Below are 19656 nucleotides of genomic sequence, written 5' to 3'. Positions count from 1 at the left end.
ATAATCTAGTTTACGCAAAGGGGTATCCCGATTTTTATCGGGATACCTTTAAGTGTAAATACAAACGGGTGTATATAGGACGTTTTGGATAGCGTGTTAAAACTCCCAATTACGGGCGTAGCTCAGTTGGTAGAGCACTGGTCTCCAAAACCAGGTGTCGGGAGTTCGAGCCTCTCCGCCCGTGCAAAGCACAAAGGAGTGCGAGAAGTTTATCCTGAGCGTAGTCGAAGGAAGCCTCTCCGCCCGTGCAAAGCAGAAGGCAGTGCGAGAAGTTTATCCTGAGCGTAGTCGAAGGAAGCCTCTCCGCCCGTGCAAAGCACAAAGGAGTGTGAGTAATTGTAATAGGTTATAGCGGCTGGCGATTTTTTTTGAAAAGGTCTCTAGATGTTATTGAAATAAAGCCGTTATTCATTAGGCCGTGACCGTATGGTTTTTAATGAGCCCTTGTGATTGTTAGTTGTAAGTAATTAACAGTTGTCACTGGCAGGCCAGATGAATATAAATGAGGTCAAAAAAGAAACCTCTTTGAGTTAAAATACATGTTATGTTGACATACGTAAAGGAATCTTGGGAAGAGTTAAAAAACAATGTTACTTGGTTAAGTAAGGAGCAAGCATCAAACCTTATGGTAGTGGTTGCGGTTTTCTCAATTTTGTTTGCTTTGGCAACCTGGGGTGTTGACACCGTTTTTAGTGAGTTGATTCAGCTCTATTTTGATAATTTAATAGGGTAAGGCGATGTCTGAGGTATTGGAAAAAAAATGGTATGTGGTTCGTGCAGTAAGCGGACAGGAAAACAAAATCAAAGGGTATATTGAAAGTGAGGTCGAGAGACACGGTTTCGCAGACTATCTAGAGGAAGTTCTTGTGCCTACTGAAAAGGTAGTTCAAATAAGGAACGGCAAAAAAATCAATAAGGAAAAAACCTATTTCCCAGGTTATATTATGATTAAGGCCAATTTGGGAGGTGAAATGATTCATATCATACGTTCCATTACCAATGTCATAGGTTTTCTTGGTGAGACCAAAGGCGGTGATCCCGTTCCATTAAGAAAGTCGGAGGTAAACAGAATGTTAGGAAAAGTAGATGAGCTTGCAGTGAACACAGATAGTGTGGCCATCCCTTTCATCATTGGCGAAACCATAAAAGTGATAGACGGTCCTTTCAACGGTTTTAATGGTACCGTGGAAAAAATAAATGAAGAGAAACGTAAACTTGAGGTCATGGTGAAGATTTTCGGAAGAAAGACACCATTGGAATTAAGTTATATGCAAGTAGAGAAAGTATAATTGAAGAATAACGGTAAACCAATCCAATATCTGTTGATTAAGGGTTACTCGTATTCTTATTTTTTAGGTAGAAAGTAAAAAACAGAGAGCTGTTACATATAGAAATTGTGTCGCTTCCAATTGGCACAGATTTACATTAATTAGAAACAATGGCAAAAGAAGTAGACAAGGTAGTTAAATTACAAGTTAGGGGAGGTGCAGCGAATCCGTCGCCACCGGTTGGACCCGCCTTAGGTGCTGCCGGTGTTAACATAATGGAGTTCTGCAAGCAGTTTAATGCTAGAACCCAAGACAAGCAGGGAAAAGTTTTGCCTGTGGTTATCACGGTATACAAAGACAAATCTTTCGAATTTGTTGTTAAGACACCTCCAGCGGCAGTTCAATTGATGGAAGCAGCTAAGATCAAAAAAGGATCTGGCGAACCTAACAGAGTTAAAAATGGTTCTGTATCCTGGGATCAGATAAAGCAAATCGCCGAAGATAAAATGGTGGATTTAAATGCTTTTACCGTGGAATCAGCAATGAGTATGGTTGCTGGGACCGCAAGGTCCATGGGATTAAAGGTAGCCGGTAAGAGACCCTTTTAAGAATCTTAAAGCAATTTCAAATGGCAAAATTGACTAAAAAACAAAAAGAAGCGCAAGCTAAAATCGATAGGAATAAATTGTATTCCATTGATGAAGCTGCGGCTTTAGTAAAAGAAATAACCAACGTTAAATTTGATGCGTCGATTGATTTAGCTGTTCGTTTGGGTGTAGATCCCAGAAAGGCAAATCAGATGGTTCGTGGGGTGGTAACATTGCCCCATGGTACTGGTAAGGACGTAAAGGTTTTGGCCTTGGTTACACCGGATAAGGAAGCAGAAGCGACAGAAGCTGGTGCGGATTACGTAGGACTGGATGAGTACTTGGATAAAATCAAAAGTGGTTGGACGGACGTAGATGTCATCATCACCATGCCTAGTGTTATGGGGAAGTTGGGTCCGTTGGGACGTATCTTGGGTCCAAGGGGCTTAATGCCAAATCCAAAGACTGGAACGGTTACCATGGATGTTGCCAAAGCGGTATCTGAGGTTAAAGCTGGTAAAATTGATTTTAAAGTTGATAAAACTGGAATCGTCCACGCTGCCATCGGTAAGGCTTCTTTTTCTCCTGATAAAATTGCAGGAAACGCTAAGGAGCTTATTGATACTTTGAACAAACTAAAGCCTGCAGCGGCTAAAGGCGTGTACATGAAGTCACTTTACATGTCAAGCACTATGAGTCCTAGCATTCAACTTGACCCTAAAGCAGTTTAATTACTGGGTAGTCTAAAAATAGAACAATGACAAGAGAAGAAAAAGCAACGGTAATTGAAGATTTGACTGCACAGTTGGCCGAAACCCCTAATATTTACCTTGCGGATATTTCGGGGCTGGACGCATTGACCACTTCTAACCTTAGAAGGGCATGTTTCAAGGCAAATATTAAACTTGCAGTCGTCAAGAATACATTGCTCTCAAAAGCAATGGAAGCTTCTGATAAGGAGTTTGGCGAACTACCTGCGGTGCTCAAGGGGAATACATCCTTGATGCTGTCTGAAACAGGGAACGCTCCGGCGAAACTTATCAAAAACTTTAGAAAGAAATCGGACAAACCTTTATTGAAAGGGGCGTTTATAGAGGAAGCCGTTTATATTGGCGATGAGAATTTGGAGGCTTTGGTTAACATCAAATCCAAGGAAGAGGTCATCGGAGATATTATTGGTTTATTACAGTCACCAGCCAAAAATGTTATTTCTGGACTTAAATCTGGAGGTGGTAAACTAGCTGGTATCCTTAAGACGTTGTCTGAAAAATAAATAGTACGCACTTAACAATTATATATTAAGAATTTTATTAAACGATAGAAAAATGGCAGATTTAAAAGATTTTGCAGAACAATTGGTCAACCTTACCGTAAAAGAGGTAAATGAATTGGCTGATATTTTAAAAGAAGAGTATGGTATAGAGCCTGCTGCTGCGGCGGTAGCTGTAGCTGCTGGTGGAGCTGCAGGTGGTGGCGAGGAAGCTGCTGAGGAGCAAACAGAATTCGATGTAATTTTGAAAGCTGCCGGTGGTTCTAAATTAGCTGTTGTTAAATTGGTAAAAGAATTGACAGGTCTTGGTCTTAAGGATGCAAAAGAGATTGTTGATAGCGCACCAAAAGCAGTAAAAGAAGCTGTCTCAAAAGATGAGGCAGAAGGTATCAAGAAATCTTTGGAAGAAGCAGGAGCAGAAGTTGAGCTTAAATAATAGCTTTCACATAGACACTATGGTTAAGGTCTTTCCGCTAAAAACGGTCAGACCTTAGCCTGTTTTTATAGCAGCATGTGAAGGCACATGCTTCCCGTAAAGAGAATTCACTATCAAAATTTGTCCATAGATGTTCACAAATCAGACTGAAAGAGTAAATTTTGCATCCGCTAAGAACATACCGGAATATCCGGATTTCTTGGACATTCAGATTAAATCTTTTCAAGACTTTTTTCAACTTGAAACTAAATCTGACGAAAGAGGCAACGAAGGTTTGTACAATACCTTCATGGAAAACTTTCCAATCACAGATACCCGTAACCAATTCGTACTTGAGTTTCTAGACTACTTTATAGATCCACCAAGATATTCCATCCAAGAATGTATTGAGCGTGGACTAACGTATAGCGTTCCTTTAAAGGCACGTTTGAAACTCTACTGTACCGATCCGGAACATGAAGATTTTGAAACTATTGTGCAGGATGTATATTTAGGTACCATCCCATACATGACGCCTAGTGGTACCTTTGTTATCAATGGTGCGGAACGTGTAGTGGTTTCTCAATTGCACCGTTCACCAGGGGTATTTTTTGGACAATCCTTCCACGCCAATGGAACAAAATTGTATTCAGCAAGGGTGATACCGTTTAAGGGGTCTTGGATTGAATTTGCTACAGATATCAATAGCGTTATGTATGCGTATATTGATAGAAAGAAAAAATTGCCGGTAACCACCCTTTTCCGTGCCATCGGCTTTGAACGGGATAAGGATATTCTTGAAATTTTTGACCTTTCAGAGGAGGTAAAAGTTTCAAAGGCCGGCCTAAAAAAGGTATTGGGTAGAAAATTGGCCGCTAGGGTGTTAAATACCTGGCATGAGGATTTTGTGGATGAAGATACCGGAGAGGTAGTATCCATTGAACGGAACGAAATTGTTTTGGACCGTGATACCATTCTTGAAAAAGAGCATATAGATGAAATAATTGATGCTGACGTAAAAACAATACTCCTTCACAAGGAGAACAATACGCAATCTGATTATGCGATTATTCATAACACATTGCAAAAAGACCCTACAAACTCCGAAAAGGAAGCCGTAGAACATATATATAGGCAACTACGTAATGCCGAGCCACCAGATGAAGAAACGGCACGCGGGATTATTGATAAATTGTTCTTTTCCGATCAACGTTACAACCTAGGGGAGGTTGGTCGTTATAGAATGAACAAAAAACTGGGTCTTGATATTGGTATGGATAAGCAAGTGCTTACCAAGGAAGATATCATTACCATAATCAAATATCTTATCGAGTTAATCAATTCCAAAGCTGAAATTGATGATATTGACCACTTATCCAATCGTCGTGTAAGGACAGTTGGAGAACAATTATCGTCTCAATTTGGCGTTGGTTTGGCGCGTATGGCAAGAACCATCCGTGAACGTATGAACGTTCGTGACAATGAGGTATTTACCCCAATTGATTTGATCAACGCAAAGACCTTGTCTTCCGTAATCAATTCTTTCTTTGGGACCAACCAGTTGTCTCAGTTTATGGATCAAACCAATCCGTTAGCTGAAATCACCCATAAAAGAAGATTATCCGCACTAGGTCCTGGTGGTCTATCAAGGGAACGTGCAGGTTTTGAGGTACGTGATGTCCATTATACACATTACGGAAGATTATGTCCCATCGAAACCCCGGAAGGTCCAAATATTGGTTTGATATCTTCCTTGTCCGTTTTTGCCAAGGTGAACCCTATGGGCTTTTTGGAAACACCTTATAGAAAAGTTAAGGATGGTAAAGTAGATACCAAAAACTTCACCTACCTAAGTGCTGAGGAGGAAGAGGGAATGAAAATTTCACAGGCCAATATTCCGTTGAAGGAAGATGGTTCCATTGATCAAGAAAAGGTTATTGCAAGGGAAGAAGGGGATTTTCCGGTGGTAGATCCTTCCGAAATTAATTACACGGATGTTGCGCCTAATCAGATTGCCTCCATATCGGCCTCATTGATTCCATTTTTGGAACATGATGATGCCAACCGAGCACTAATGGGCTCAAACATGATGCGCCAAGCGGTTCCATTGTTAAAACCGCAGTCACCTATTGTCGGTACAGGTCTAGAACGCCAAGTTGCCACAGATTCCAGGGTATTGATCAATGCGGAGGACAACGGGGTCATTGATTACGTAGACTCGCAAAAAATAACTGTGAAATACAGCAGGACTGCTGAGGAAAAATTAGTAAGTTTTGAAGATGACTATAAGTCTTACAACTTAATTAAGTTCCGTAAGACCAACCAAGGAACCAGTATTAACCTAAAGCCAATTGTTAAAAAAGGTGATAAGGTTAAAAAAGGACAAGTGCTTTGTGAGGGTTATGCCACGGAAAAAGGAGAACTTGCCCTTGGTAGAAATATGAAGGTGGCCTTTATGCCTTGGAAGGGGTACAATTTTGAGGATGCCATCGTAATTTCTGAAAAAGTGGTTCGTGAAGACATCTTTACGTCTATCCATATTGATGAGTACTCTCTGGAGGTTAGGGATACTAAGTTGGGTGCGGAGGAATTGACCAATGACATACCCAACGTCTCCGAGGAAGCTACCAAAGATTTAGATGAACATGGTATGATTCGGATTGGAGCGGAAGTAAAACCAGGAGATATCCTCATCGGTAAGATTACACCTAAAGGAGAATCAGACCCTACGCCCGAAGAGAAATTACTTCGTGCTATTTTTGGTGATAAAGCTGGTGATGTAAAAGATGCATCATTAAAAGCCTCACCTTCATTAAGAGGTGTTGTCATAGACAAAAAATTATTTTCCCGTTCCATTAAGGATAAGCGCAAGCGTTCTGAAGATAAAGAGGCCATCGCTAAATTGGAATTGGAGTATGAGGTAAAATTCCAACAGTTAAAAGATGTGTTGGTAGAAAAACTGTTCACCTTGGTAGGTGGAAAAACGTCTCAGGGAGTGATGAACGATTTGGGTGAGGAGGTACTGCCAAAAGGCAAAAAGTACACCATTAAAATGTTGAATTCCGTAGATGATTTTGCTCACTTGGTGAGTGGAAGTTGGACTACAGATGACAAGACCAACCAGCACGTTGCGGATTTGTTGCACAACTATAAAATTAAATTGAACGACCTTCAAGGAAACCTTAGGCGCGATAAGTTTACCATCTCTGTTGGGGACGAGTTACCTGCGGGTATCATGAAATTGGCAAAAGTTTACATTGCCAAAAAACGAAAGTTAAAAGTTGGTGATAAGATGGCCGGGCGTCACGGTAATAAAGGTATTGTGGCCCGTATCGTTAGGCAAGAAGACATGCCATTTTTAGAAGATGGAACACCGGTGGATATTGTTTTGAATCCGCTTGGGGTACCTTCCCGGATGAATATTGGCCAAATCTATGAAACAGTGTTAGGCTGGGCCGGAGAAAAGTTGGGCCGTAAATTTGGCACCCCTATTTTTGATGGGGCTACCTTGGACCAAATCAACGAGCTTACGGATGAGGCTGGGGTTCCTAGATTTGGACATACTCATCTATATGATGGTGGAACAGGTGAACGTTTTGACCAAGCAGCAACGGTAGGTATTATCTACATGTTAAAGCTAGGGCATATGGTAGACGATAAAATGCACGCGCGATCCATTGGGCCGTACTCGTTGATCACGCAACAGCCATTAGGCGGTAAAGCACAGTTTGGAGGTCAACGTTTTGGTGAGATGGAGGTTTGGGCACTTGAGGCTTATGGTGCTTCATCTACCTTACGTGAAATTTTAACAGTAAAATCCGATGATGTCATAGGTAGGGCCAAAACATACGAGTCTATCGTAAAAGGTGAAACCATGCCAGAACCTGGGTTGCCAGAATCTTTTAATGTATTGATGCACGAACTTAAAGGTTTGGGCTTGGATATAAGATTAGAAGAGTAGTAGTATAGTTCAAGGACTATTTTAAAGAGAACATTTTTAACATTTACATCTTTATAGCATTATGGCTAGAATAAAAGATAATAACGCACCTAAAAGGTTTAATAAAATTTCAATTGGGCTTGCCTCCCCAGAATCTATTTTGGCAGAGTCAAGAGGTGAAGTTTTGAAACCGGAAACTATTAACTACAGAACCCACAAACCTGAGCGTGACGGACTCTTTTGTGAGCGTATTTTTGGGCCTGTAAAGGATTACGAGTGTGCCTGTGGTAAATACAAACGGATTCGATATCGCGGGATCGTTTGTGACCGTTGTGGGGTAGAGGTAACCGAAAAAAAGGTACGCCGTGATAGGGTGGGCCATATTAATCTTGTGGTACCCGTTGCCCATATTTGGTATTTCCGATCGCTTCCCAACAAAATAGGATATTTATTAGGTCTACCGTCCAAGAAATTGGATATGATCATTTATTATGAGCGTTATGTGGTGATACAGCCTGGTATTGCCAAAGGGCCAGAAGGGGAGGAAATCAATAAAATGGATTTCTTGACCGAAGAGGAGTACCTAAATATTTTGGAAACAATACCAGCTGAAAATCAGTATCTAGAGGATTCTGACCCCAACAAGTTTATTGCTAAAATGGGCGCGGAATGTTTGATTGATCTTTTGGGAAGAATTGACTTGGAACAACTCTCCTATGACCTAAGGCACAAAGCCAATACGGAGACTTCAAAGCAGCGTAAGACAGAAGCTTTAAAAAGACTCCAAGTGGTTGAGGCACTTAGGGAGTCCCAGGAAAATCGTGAAAATCTTCCAGAATGGATGATCATGAAGGTAATTCCGGTAATTCCGCCAGAACTTCGGCCATTGGTTCCATTGGATGGGGGGCGTTTTGCAACTTCCGATTTAAACGATTTGTACCGTCGTGTCATTATACGGAACAATCGATTAAAACGATTGATGGAAATTAAAGCACCGGAGGTAATCTTAAGAAACGAGAAGCGGATGCTTCAAGAATCTGTGGATTCTTTATTTGATAATACCAGAAAGGCCTCTGCTGTGAAAACGGAATCTAACCGACCACTGAAATCGCTTTCTGATTCGTTAAAAGGTAAACAAGGTCGTTTTCGTCAGAACCTATTAGGTAAGCGTGTGGATTACTCCGCCCGTTCGGTCATTGTCGTTGGTCCAGAAATGAATCTTTACGAGTGCGGACTGCCTAAGGACATGGCTGCGGAACTCTACAAACCTTTTGTCATTAGAAAGTTAATAGAAAGAGGTATTGTAAAGACGGTAAAGTCGGCCAAAAAAATTATTGATAAAAAAGAGCCTGTTGTTTGGGACATACTGGAAAACGTATTGAAAGGGCACCCAGTTCTATTGAATAGGGCTCCAACTTTGCACCGCTTGGGTATCCAAGCGTTTCAGCCTAAATTGATAGAAGGTAAGGCAATAAGATTACACCCCTTGGCCTGTACGGCTTTTAACGCAGATTTTGATGGCGATCAAATGGCGGTACATTTACCCTTGGGCCCAGAGGCTATTTTAGAGGCACAATTGTTGATGCTCGCCTCACAGAACATATTGAACCCTGCAAATGGATCGCCAATCACGGTACCTTCACAGGATATGGTCTTGGGTCTGTATTATATGACCAAACACCGTAAATCTACTGATGAGGTTAAAATTAAGGGAGAGGGCTTAACTTTTTACTCTGCAGAGGAAGTGGAAATTGCCTTTAATGAGAAAATGGTAGACCTTAACGCAGGGATTAAAGTACGTGCAAAAGATTTTAATGAAGACGGGGAACTTGTTAACCAAATTATAGAAACTACGGTTGGTAGGGTGTTGTTCAATAGCCATGTTCCGGAAGAAGCTGGTTTTATCAATCAAGTATTGAACAAGAAAGCACTTCGTAATATTATTGGTGATATTTTGGCGGTTACCGATGTACCCAGAACAGCAGAATTTTTGGATAAGATCAAGACCATGGGATATCAGTTTGCCTTTAAAGGAGGATTATCTTTCAGTTTAGGTGATATTATTATTCCAAAGGAAAAGATTGATATGATAGAGGAGGCCAATGGCCAAGTTGATGGTATCATGATGAACTACAACATGGGGTTGATCACTAACAATGAACGTTACAACCAAGTTATTGATGTTTGGACTTCAACAAACGCCATGCTAACAGAGTTGGCCATGAAACGTATTCGTGAGGACCAGCAAGGATTTAACTCGGTGTACATGATGCTGGATTCTGGTGCAAGGGGTTCCAAGGAGCAGATTCGCCAGTTAACAGGTATGCGTGGTTTGATGGCCAAGCCAAAAAAATCGACTGCTGGTGGGGGCGAAATTATTGAAAACCCCATTCTTTCCAACTTTAAGGAAGGATTATCTATTTTGGAATATTTTATTTCTACCCACGGGGCTCGTAAAGGTTTAGCGGATACCGCACTGAAAACGGCCGATGCGGGGTACCTTACCAGAAGATTGGTGGATGTGTCACAAGACGTAATCATCAACATAGAAGATTGTGAAACACTCAGGGGAATTGAGGTTCAGGCACTAAAGAAAAACGAGGAAATCGTTGAGACTTTGGGCGAACGTATCGTTGGAAGGGTTTCCTTGCATGACGTATACGATCCTATCACGGAGGAACTATTAGTTGCTGCAGGACAGCAAATTACTGAGGTGGAAGTAAAGAAAATTGAAGCTTCCCCAATTGATAAAGTGGAAGTACGTTCCCCATTAACATGTGAAGCCCCAAAAGGGATTTGTGCAAGATGTTATGGCCGTAACCTAGCGACCAATAAAATGGTCCAGCGAGGCGAAGCCGTTGGGGTGGTAGCGGCACAGTCCATTGGTGAGCCCGGTACGCAGTTAACTTTGCGTACGTTCCATGTGGGAGGTATCGCAGGAAATATTTCAGAAGAAAGCAAGTTAGAGGCTAAATTTAGTGGTATCGCGGAAATAGAGGATCTTAGGACTGTAGTTGGTGAAATCAATGATGGGGAAAAGGCAACCATCGTGATCTCAAGGACGTCTGAGGTTAAGATAGTGGATGAAAAAACGGGAATCACATTAAGCACCAATAATATTCCTTACGGTTCGCAGCTGTTTATTAAGAACGGTGCCAAGGTCACCAAAGGAGATGTTATCTGTTCTTGGGACCCTTACAATGGGGTCATAGTTTCGGAGTTTACCGGTCAAATCGCTTATGAAAACATTGATCAAGGGGTAACCTATCAAGTGGAAATTGATGAACAAACGGGCTTCCAGGAAAAGGTGATTTCAGAATCTAGAAACAAAAAGCTCATTCCAACCCTCTTAATAAAAGACGGTAAAGGAGAGACCTTGCGTTCGTATAACTTGCCTGTAGGCTCCCATATTATGGTAGATGACGGGGAAAAAATAAAAGAAGGTAAAACTTTGGTTAAAATACCACGTAAATCGGCTAAGGCCGGTGATATTACCGGTGGTCTTCCAAGGGTTACCGAGCTTTTTGAGGCCCGTAACCCGTCCAACCCAGCGGTTGTTTCTGAAATTGATGGTGTGGTCTCTTTTGGTAAAATCAAGAGAGGTAACCGTGAAATCATCATCGAGTCTAAGTTAGGCGAGATAAAGAAATATTTGGTAAAGTTATCTAATCAGATATTGGTTCAGGAGAATGACTATGTTAGGGCTGGTATGCCATTATCAGACGGTTCTATAACACCAGAGGATATCTTGGCCATCAAAGGCCCAAGTGCCGTTCAACAGTACCTCGTGAATGAAGTACAAGAAGTATATCGTTTACAAGGGGTGAAAATCAATGATAAGCACTTTGAGGTAGTAGTAAGGCAAATGATGCGTAAGGTTCGTATCCAAGACGCCGGTGATACCATCTTTTTGGAGAACCAATTGGTTCATAAAGACGACTTTATCCATGAGAACGATGAGATATTTGGTAAAAAGGTCGTTGAGGATTCAGGAGATTCCGAAAACTTGAAAGCTGGCCAAATTATATCGGTTAGGGAACTTAGGGATGAAAATTCCTTGTTAAAACGTGCAGACAAGAACTTGGTAACGGCAAGGGATGCGGTTGCTGCCACTGCCACGCCAATTCTGCAAGGGATAACAAGGGCTTCTTTACAGACCAAATCCTTTATCTCTGCGGCCTCTTTCCAGGAAACCACTAAAGTGTTGAACGAAGCTGCGGTAAGCGGTAAGGTGGATACCTTGGAGGGCTTAAAGGAAAATGTAATTGTGGGCCACAAGATTCCCGCAGGTACAGGTATGCGGGATTATGATAGTATTATTGTAGGGTCCAAAGAGGAGTACGATGAAATCATGGCGCGTAAAGAGGAGTTTAAGTTTTAACGAATAATTAGAATGGTTCAGGAGGGTCAAAGCTTAGGTTCGATAACTCAACCTGGTTTTGGCCCTTTTTTATAAAGTAATGAACAATGGCAGAGCAGGATAAAAAACAGAAGCAAATTAATATAGAGTTGGATGAGAAGACGGCGGAAGGGGTGTACTCCAACCTGGCGATAATTAACCATTCCGTTTCGGAATTTGTGGTCGATTTCATTAGCATGATGCCGGGTGCGCCTAAAGCCAAGGTTAAAAGCAGGATTGTGCTTACCCCACAACATGCCAAGAAATTTTTAAAGGCATTGAACGATAATGTCAATCGTTTTGAAAAAGCGCATGGTACAATCAAAGACTATGATCAGCCACCCATTCCAATGAATTTTGGACCTACTGGTGAAGCCTAATTCCCAAAGAACAGGACAAGGGCATCGTTAATCTCCAAATTCAGAGGTAAAGTGTAGCTTCACAGAAGGGTATTTCTGCTGCGTCATTTGAAGGGAAAAGGCTGAATCTGCCAAAAATACAAGTTGCCCCCTTTTGTCCTTAGCTAAAAACTTCTGTTTAATCCGTTTAAATTCCTTGAATTCCTCATTGTTTTCCTTCGCTTCAACCCAGCACGCCTTGTATACGGGAAAATTTTCATAAGTACATTTTGCGCCGTATTCATGTTCTAGGCGGTATTGGATGACTTCATATTGTAAGGCTCCAACGGTACCTATCACCTTACGTCCGTTTAGCTCGAGCGTAAATAGCTGTGCAACCCCCTCATCCATTAACTGGTCAATACCTTTGTACAACTGTTTGGCCTTCATTGGGTCCGCATTGTTGATATACCTAAAATGCTCGGGTGAAAAACTCGGAATCCCTTTGTAGTTTAATTCTTCCCCTGCGGTGAGGGTGTCACCTATTTTAAAGTTACCAGTGTCATGAAGTCCAACAATATCCCCCGGATAAGAGATATCAACAATTTCTTTTTTCTCAGCGAAAAAAGCATTTGGACTGGAGAATTTTAATTTTTTACCATGTCTCACATGTAAATAAGGCTTATTGCGTTCAAAAGTACCCGAAACAATTTTTACAAAAGCCAGCCGGTCCCGGTGTTTTGGATCCATATTGGCATGTATTTTAAAGACAAAGCCGGAAAAATCTGTTTCGTTGGCCTTTACTTCACGTTCTTCTGCCATTTTTGTTTTTGGTGGTGGGGCAATATCAATAAAACAATCCAATAACTCCCTAACCCCAAAATTGTTCAAGGCAGAACCAAAAAACACAGGTTGCTGTGAGCCGTTAAGATAAAGTTCCCTGTCAAAAGCAGTATATACCCCTGAAACAAGTTCTAGATTGTCACGCAGCTCTAAAGCCGCCTTCTCGCCTATAATCTTCTCTAGTTGGGGGTTGGTAATGTCGTCAAATGCTATGGTATCTTCAATGTTTTTTTTACTGTTTCCGCTAAAAAGGTTAATATTTCTTTCATAGATATTGTAAATGCCTTTAAAATCATACCCCATACCAATGGGAAAGCTCAACGGGGTCACGGAAAGCCCTAACTTTTGTTCTACCTCGTCCAATAAATCAAAGGCGTCTTTACCCTCACGGTCCAATTTGTTGATAAAGACAATCATTGGTATTTTGCGCATCCTACAAACCTCCACTAACTTTTCCGTTTGCTCCTCTACGCCTTTGGCTACGTCAATGACCACGATTACACTATCAACGGCCGTGAGCGTTCTAAAGGTGTCTTCTGCAAAATCCTTATGACCTGGGGTATCCAGAATGTTGATTTTCTTATCACGGTAAATAAAAGCAAGAACGGATGTAGCCACAGAGATACCCCTTTGCCTCTCTATCTCCATAAAATCACTAGTGGCAGCCTTTTTTATTTTATTATTCTTAACTGCTCCCGCCTCTTGGATGGCACCTCCAAAAAGGAGTAGTTTTTCAGTCAATGTAGTTTTTCCCGCATCTGGATGGGAAATAATTCCAAAGGTTCGTCTTTTGGCAATTTCTGTTTGGAAACTCATCCTAATAGTTTGGGCAAAAATAAACTAAATTCTCTTGTGACTTTACAATTGTGGGGGTGTCTTAAATGTTGATATGTTGAGTAAAAAAAGTACATTTGGTAAGGGAAATCGGTAAAAATCAGCTTATATTTCCACACCAATCCAAACTTTAAAAATAGGGAATGAACTATTATTGCCGCGGTGGACGTATATAGTTAAGGGATGGAAAGAAGTAGTTTGTCGAATAAAATCGTAGGGCTCATGTGAATGGAGTAATTATGTAATACAGAACACCTTATGGGTGTTTTTGAGATTTCCCAAAATCTTACTTTTAAATCTGCAAAGGCTGTGGTGATAAGTTTCAACTAAACTGTCATTTATGAAAACACAGATTGCCCCTTTGAAAAAAAGTGCGACAATTACCTATCTGTCATTCCTTTTAGCGATAGGACCGTTTTTTACGGTTGCTGTTCACGCAAAAAATCCATCCATTTTATCAGAATCCGCATATAACTCTTTGGATGACGACGGGGACGGTATTTTAAATGCTACAGAAGATGCGAACCTGGATGGTGATAACGACCATTTAACAAACCCAACGGATTCCGATGGGGACGGCGTTCCCAATTATTTGGATATTGATTCCGATAACGATGGAATCTTGGACAATATAGAAGGACAATCATCATCGAGCTACGTGGCACCATCTGGTGTGGATAGCAACGGTAATGGTCTGGATGATGCCTATGAAGGCACTTATGGTTTTGGAATTGTTCCGGTGAATAGCGATCAAGGTACAGGTGCTTCTGGGGGTATACCGGATTATTTGGATATTGATTCTGATATTGATGGAATACGGGATAATATTGAAGCACAGTCCGTAGAGGGTTTTATAGCTCCATCAGGATTGGATACCAATGCCAATGGACTGGATGACGCTTATGAAGCAAATGGTCTATTTGGACTACAACCCATTAATTCTGATGATGATGCTTTTCCTGACTTCAGGGATTTTGATTCTGACAATGATGGAATAAAAGATAAACAAGAGGCCCAGACCTCGGAAGATTATGTGCCACCAACGGGAGATAGTAATGGGAATGATATTGACGATTCCTACGAAGATGGTTTAAACCCCATAGATACTGATGGTGATGGGTTTCCAGATTATAGGGATATTGATAGTGACAATGACGGTATTTTAGATAATATTGAAAGTCAAGATGTTGATGACTACATTCCCCCTTCTGGAAATGACACGAACAATAATGGCCTCGATGATGCTTATGAAGGTTCAGGTATAAATCCCATAAATACCGATAATGACGCGTTTGATGACTATCGCGACATCGACTCGGACAATGATGGCATCCCGGACAACGTGGAGGGCCAGCCCACGGATGGTTATGTACCACCGAGCGGCAACGACACGGACAACGACGGCCTTGACGATGCGTACGAGGGCACTGGCGGTGACCAGGGCATTGTGCCCGAGGACACCGATGGCGACACGGTTCCGGACTATCTGGACGGTGACAGCGACAATGACACGGTCCCGGACAACAACGAGGGGAACGATTTTGACAACGACGGCGAGGCGGACCAGACCTTTACAGGCGAGGATACGGACGGCGACGGTCTTGACGACGGCTACGAGGGCTCGGACGTTGACGACGGTTTTGACGTGAACGACGAGATAGACGACCCTGCGACGGACCTTCCGGACACGGACGGCACGGAGGACGTGAACTACCGGGACCTTGACGATGACGATGACGGCATCGACACCCCCGACGAGGATGCAGACGGGGACGGCGACCCGACCAACGACGACAGTGACGGCGACGGCACACCGGACTATTTGGACCCCACTGGAGACGGTACTGACACGGATGGTGACGGCGTTCCCGATGTAACGGACATTGACGACGACAACGATGGCATCTTGGATACGGTAGAGGGAGACGGCACTATAGACACAGACGGTGACGGCATCCCCGACAGTCTGGACATCGATGCGGACAATGACGGCCTTCCTGACAACGTGGAGGGCCAGCCCACGGATGGTTATGTGCCACCGAGCGGCAACGACACGGACAACGACGGCCTTGATGATGCGTACGAGGGCACTGGCGGTGACGAGGGCATTTCGCCTGAGGACACCGATGGCGACACGGTTCCGGACTATCTGGACGGTGACAGCGACAATGACACGGTCCCGGACAACAACGAGGGGAATGATTTCAATGAGGATGGCCAACCGGACCAGACCTTTACAGGCGAGGATACGGATGGTGACGGACTTGACGATGGCTATGAGGGCAGTGATGTTGATGACGGTTTTGATGTCAACGATGAGATAGACGACCCGGCAAATGACTTACCGGATACGGATGGTACGGAGGATGTCAACTATCGCGATTTGGATGATGACGGCGATGGCATTGACACGCCGGACGAAGACGCAGATGGCGACGGTGACCCCACGAATGACGATACGGACGGTGATGGTACACCGGATTACCTTGACAACGATGATGTTGACACGGACGGTGACGGCGTTCCCGATGTAACGGACATCGACGACGACAACGATGGCATATTGGACACTGTTGAGGGCGACGGCACCCCGGACACGGACGGTGACGGCATCCCCGACAGTCTTGACATCGACTCGGACAACGACGGTATCCCGGACAACGTTGAGGGCCAGCCCACGGAGGGCTATGTACCACCGAGCGGCAACGACACGGACAACGACGGCCTTGACGATGCGTACGAGGGCACTGGCGGTGACCAGGGCATTGTGCCCGAGGACACCGATGGCGACACGGTTCCGGACTATCTGGACGGTGACAGCGATAACGACACGGTACCTGACAACAACGAGGGCAACGATTTTGACAACGATGGCCAACCGGACCAGACCTTTACAGGCGAGGATACGGATGGTGACGGACTTGACGATGGCTATGAGGGCAGTGATGTTGATGACGGTTTTGATGTCAACGATGAGATAGACGACCCGGCAAATGACTTACCGGATACGGATGGTACGGAGGATGTGAACTATCGCGATTTGGATGATGACGGCGATGGCATTGACACGCCGGACGAAGACGCAGATGGCGACGGTGACCCCACGAATGACGATACGGACGGCGACGGCACGCCGGACTATTTGGACCCCACTGGAGACGGTACTGACACGGACGGTGACGGCGTTCCCGATGTAACGGACATCGACGACGACAACGATGGCATCTTGGATACGGTAGAGGGAGACGGCACTATAGACACAGACGGTGACGGTATCCCAGACAGTCTGGACATCGATGCGGACAATGATGGCATCCCGGACAACGTGGAGGGCCAACCCACGGATGGTTATGTACCACCGAGCGGCAACGACACTGACAACGACGGCCTTGATGATGCTTACGAGGGCACGGTTGGTGACGAGGGCATTACGCCAGAGGACACTGATGGAGATACTTTACCTGACTATATTGATGGTGACAGTGACAATGACACGGTACCTGACAACAACGAGGGCAACGATTTTGACAACGATGGCCAACCGGACCAGTCCTTTACGGGCACTGACACGGACGGCGACGGTCTTGACGACGGCTACGAGGGCTCGGACGTTGACGACGGTTTTGACGTGAACGACGAGATAGACGACCCTGCGACGGACCTTCCGGACACGGACGGCACGGAGGACGTGAACTACCGGGACCTTGACGATGACGGCGATGGCATTGACACGCCGGACGAAGACGCAGATGGCGACGGTGACCCTACGAATGACGATACGGACGGCGACGGCACCCCGGACTATTTGGACCCCACGGGAGACGGTACCGACACGGACGGTGACGGAGTTCCGGATGTAGTTGATATTGATGATGACAACGACGGGATATTGGACACTGTTGAGGGCGATGGCACCCCGGACACGGACGGTGACGGCATCCCCGACAGTCTGGACATCGACTCGGACAACGACGGTATCCCGGACAATGTAGAAGGTCAGCCCACGGATGGTTATGTGCCACCGAGCGGCAACGACACGGACAATGACGGCCTTGACGATGCGTACGAGGGCACTGGTGGTGACGAGGGCATTTCGCCTGAGGACACCGATGGAGATACTTTACCTGACTATATTGATGGGGATAGTGACAATGACACGGTCCCGGACAACAACGAGGGGAACGATTTCAATGAGGATGGCCAACCGGACCAGACCTTTACAGGCGAGGATACGGATGGTGACGGACTTGACGATGGCTATGAGGGCAGTGATGTTGATGACGGTTTTGATGTCAACGATGAGATAGACGACCCGGCAAATGACTTACCGGATACAGATGGCACGGAGGATGTCAACTATCGCGATTTGGATGATGACGGTGACGGCATTGACACGCCGGACGAGGATGCTGACGGGGACGGCGACCCTACCAACGACGACAGTGACGGCGACGGCACACCGGACTACCTTGATCCGGATGTTAATATTGAGATAGAGATTGATCAGTACTTAGAGGTAGGAGGGTCAAATAACAGCTTTCTTTATATTAATAATGTAGACCGAGCCCTGAATAATAGTTTTAGAATTTATAACCGTTGGGGAGTACTCGTGTACCAAGGGGATAATTATAATAATATCAATAATGTTTTTGACGGAAGGTCACGGGGACGTTCCACCTTAAGTGCAAATGACTTTTTACCTTCTGGAGTGTATTACTATGTATTTCAATACGACACCACTGATGGAAGTAGAGTGACGCAAAGTGATTACTTTTATATCAACAGTAAATAATTAAGAGAACTAAAACACTGGAAAATTGAGAAAAATCATAACATTGCTCGTATGTATGGGGTGTGGAATTCTTGCTGCCCAACAAGACGCCCAATACACCCAATATATGTTTAATACGATGAGTGTCAATCCTGCTTATGCAGGTTCAAGGGGCCAGTTAAGTATAGCTAGTTTGTATCGCTCTCAGTGGGTAGGTTTAAATGGGGCCCCAGAAACGTTCACCTTAAATATGCACTCTCCCATTAGAAACAGTAGGGTGGGTTATGGAATATCTTTGATAAATGACAATATTGGTGATGGACTCGTGCAAGAAACGACTCTTGACGCGGTAGTCTCCTATACCATTGATGTCGGTTTGGACAAAAAACTGTCTTTTGGGGTGAACGCCAATGGCAACTTTTTAAGCCTGGATTTTACTGGACTACGTAATTTTAATGAAACAGGCGAAAATCAACAGATAACGGAAAATGGAACAACCAGTGAATTCAATCCTAATTTTGGTGCCGGGATTTACTATCATACGGACAAGTTTTACCTAGGCCTTTCCGCCCCAAGCTTGTTCCGAAATGAGTATTTTGATGCCAATGGACAAAATTTGTTATCCGCTAATAGAATCAATTATTACATGATTACGGGATATGTTTTTGACATTAACCCTAATTTAAAGTTTAAACCGGCCTTGCTTACCAAGGCCGTTGGAGGGGCACCGTTACAGGTAGATGTTTCAGCAAATTTTTTGTTCAATGATAAATTTAGTGTTGGTGCCGCCTACCGATGGGACGCCGCGGTAAGTGCATTGTTTGGTTTTCAAATAACAGATCAAATTATGCTTGGTCTCGCTTATGACACCCAAACCACGGAATTGGTAGGTAATCGCTTTAACGATGGTTCGTTTGAACTCTTTTTGCGTTTTGAGCTTCTCCGAAATTTTCAAAGAACAGTTTCCCCAAGGTTTTTCTAAAAAAGCAAT

Annotated in this window: 12 protein-coding genes and 1 tRNA gene; 12 read left to right on the top strand and 1 reads right to left on the bottom strand. The window is 43.8% G+C overall.

The genetic code is table 11. The features are described 5' to 3' along the window. Positions 1 to 111 precede the first annotated feature (111 nt). The 10 genes from I595_RS10450 (at position 112) to I595_RS10405 (ending at position 12259) form a co-directional block, all read left to right on the top strand. A tRNA-Trp gene (locus I595_RS10450) sits at positions 112 to 184 on the top strand. Positions 185 to 544: 360 nt separating this feature from the next. Next, entirely contained in the window at positions 545 to 733 is a 189-nt protein-coding gene (secE, locus tag I595_RS10445; protein WP_054559365.1) for a preprotein translocase subunit SecE, read from the top strand. 4 nt (positions 734 to 737) lie between these two features. Beyond that, entirely contained in the window at positions 738 to 1289 is a 552-nt protein-coding gene (nusG, locus tag I595_RS10440) for a transcription termination/antitermination protein NusG (RefSeq protein ID WP_054559364.1), read from the top strand. Positions 1290 to 1438: 149 nt separating this feature from the next. Then, positions 1439 to 1876, top strand: coding sequence for a 50S ribosomal protein L11 (gene rplK / locus I595_RS10435; protein WP_054559363.1), 438 nt, complete (start codon positions 1439 to 1441; stop codon positions 1874 to 1876). Between the two features lie 20 nt (positions 1877 to 1896). Further along, complete coding sequence (gene rplA, locus I595_RS10430; RefSeq protein ID WP_054559362.1) at positions 1897 to 2586, top strand: 50S ribosomal protein L1; 690 nt, start codon at positions 1897 to 1899, stop codon at positions 2584 to 2586. Between the two features lie 26 nt (positions 2587 to 2612). Continuing rightward, positions 2613 to 3128 (top strand): 50S ribosomal protein L10, encoded by a 516-nt coding sequence (gene rplJ, locus I595_RS10425; protein WP_054559361.1) that lies wholly within the window; start codon positions 2613 to 2615, stop codon positions 3126 to 3128. A gap of 52 nt (positions 3129 to 3180) precedes the next feature. After that, positions 3181 to 3561 carry a 50S ribosomal protein L7/L12 gene (gene rplL, locus I595_RS10420; RefSeq protein WP_054559360.1) on the top strand — a complete coding sequence of 127 codons (381 nt, stop codon included), beginning with the start codon at positions 3181 to 3183 and terminating at the stop codon, positions 3559 to 3561. A gap of 130 nt (positions 3562 to 3691) precedes the next feature. Then, positions 3692 to 7501, top strand: coding sequence for a DNA-directed RNA polymerase subunit beta (gene rpoB, locus I595_RS10415; protein ID WP_054559359.1), 3810 nt, complete (start codon positions 3692 to 3694; stop codon positions 7499 to 7501). A gap of 61 nt (positions 7502 to 7562) precedes the next feature. Beyond that, positions 7563 to 11861, top strand: a complete 4299-nt coding sequence (gene rpoC, locus I595_RS10410) for a DNA-directed RNA polymerase subunit beta' (RefSeq protein WP_054559358.1) — start codon at positions 7563 to 7565, stop codon at positions 11859 to 11861. Between the two features lie 86 nt (positions 11862 to 11947). Continuing rightward, positions 11948 to 12259, top strand: a complete 312-nt coding sequence (locus tag I595_RS10405) for a DUF3467 domain-containing protein (protein ID WP_054559357.1) — start codon at positions 11948 to 11950, stop codon at positions 12257 to 12259. Positions 12260 to 12286: 27 nt separating this feature from the next. On the opposite strand, the gene I595_RS10400 is transcribed toward I595_RS10405, so the two are convergent. After that, positions 12287 to 13876 (bottom strand): peptide chain release factor 3, encoded by a 1590-nt coding sequence (locus I595_RS10400; protein ID WP_054559356.1) that lies wholly within the window; start codon positions 13874 to 13876, stop codon positions 12287 to 12289. A 358-nt stretch (positions 13877 to 14234) separates the two neighbouring features. Here I595_RS10400 and I595_RS17400 point away from each other — a divergent pair, with 358 nt between their 5' ends. Then, the gene (locus I595_RS17400) at positions 14235 to 18686 is read left to right on the top strand and encodes a T9SS type B sorting domain-containing protein (RefSeq protein WP_054559355.1); all 4452 of its coding nucleotides are present in this window, start codon (positions 14235 to 14237) and stop codon (positions 18684 to 18686) included. Positions 18687 to 18711: 25 nt separating this feature from the next. Further along, a complete protein-coding gene (locus I595_RS10390) occupies positions 18712 to 19647 on the top strand; it encodes a PorP/SprF family type IX secretion system membrane protein (protein WP_083467569.1) in 936 nt (311 codons plus the stop codon). Positions 19648 to 19656: the final 9 nt, after the last annotated feature.

It is taken from the genome of Croceitalea dokdonensis DOKDO 023, assembly GCF_001306415.1.
GTDB classification, from domain to species: Bacteria; Bacteroidota; Bacteroidia; order Flavobacteriales; family Flavobacteriaceae; genus Croceitalea; species Croceitalea dokdonensis.
Note: the sequence above shows the minus strand (reverse complement) of the source record. Positions and strands in the feature narration are given on the sequence as shown.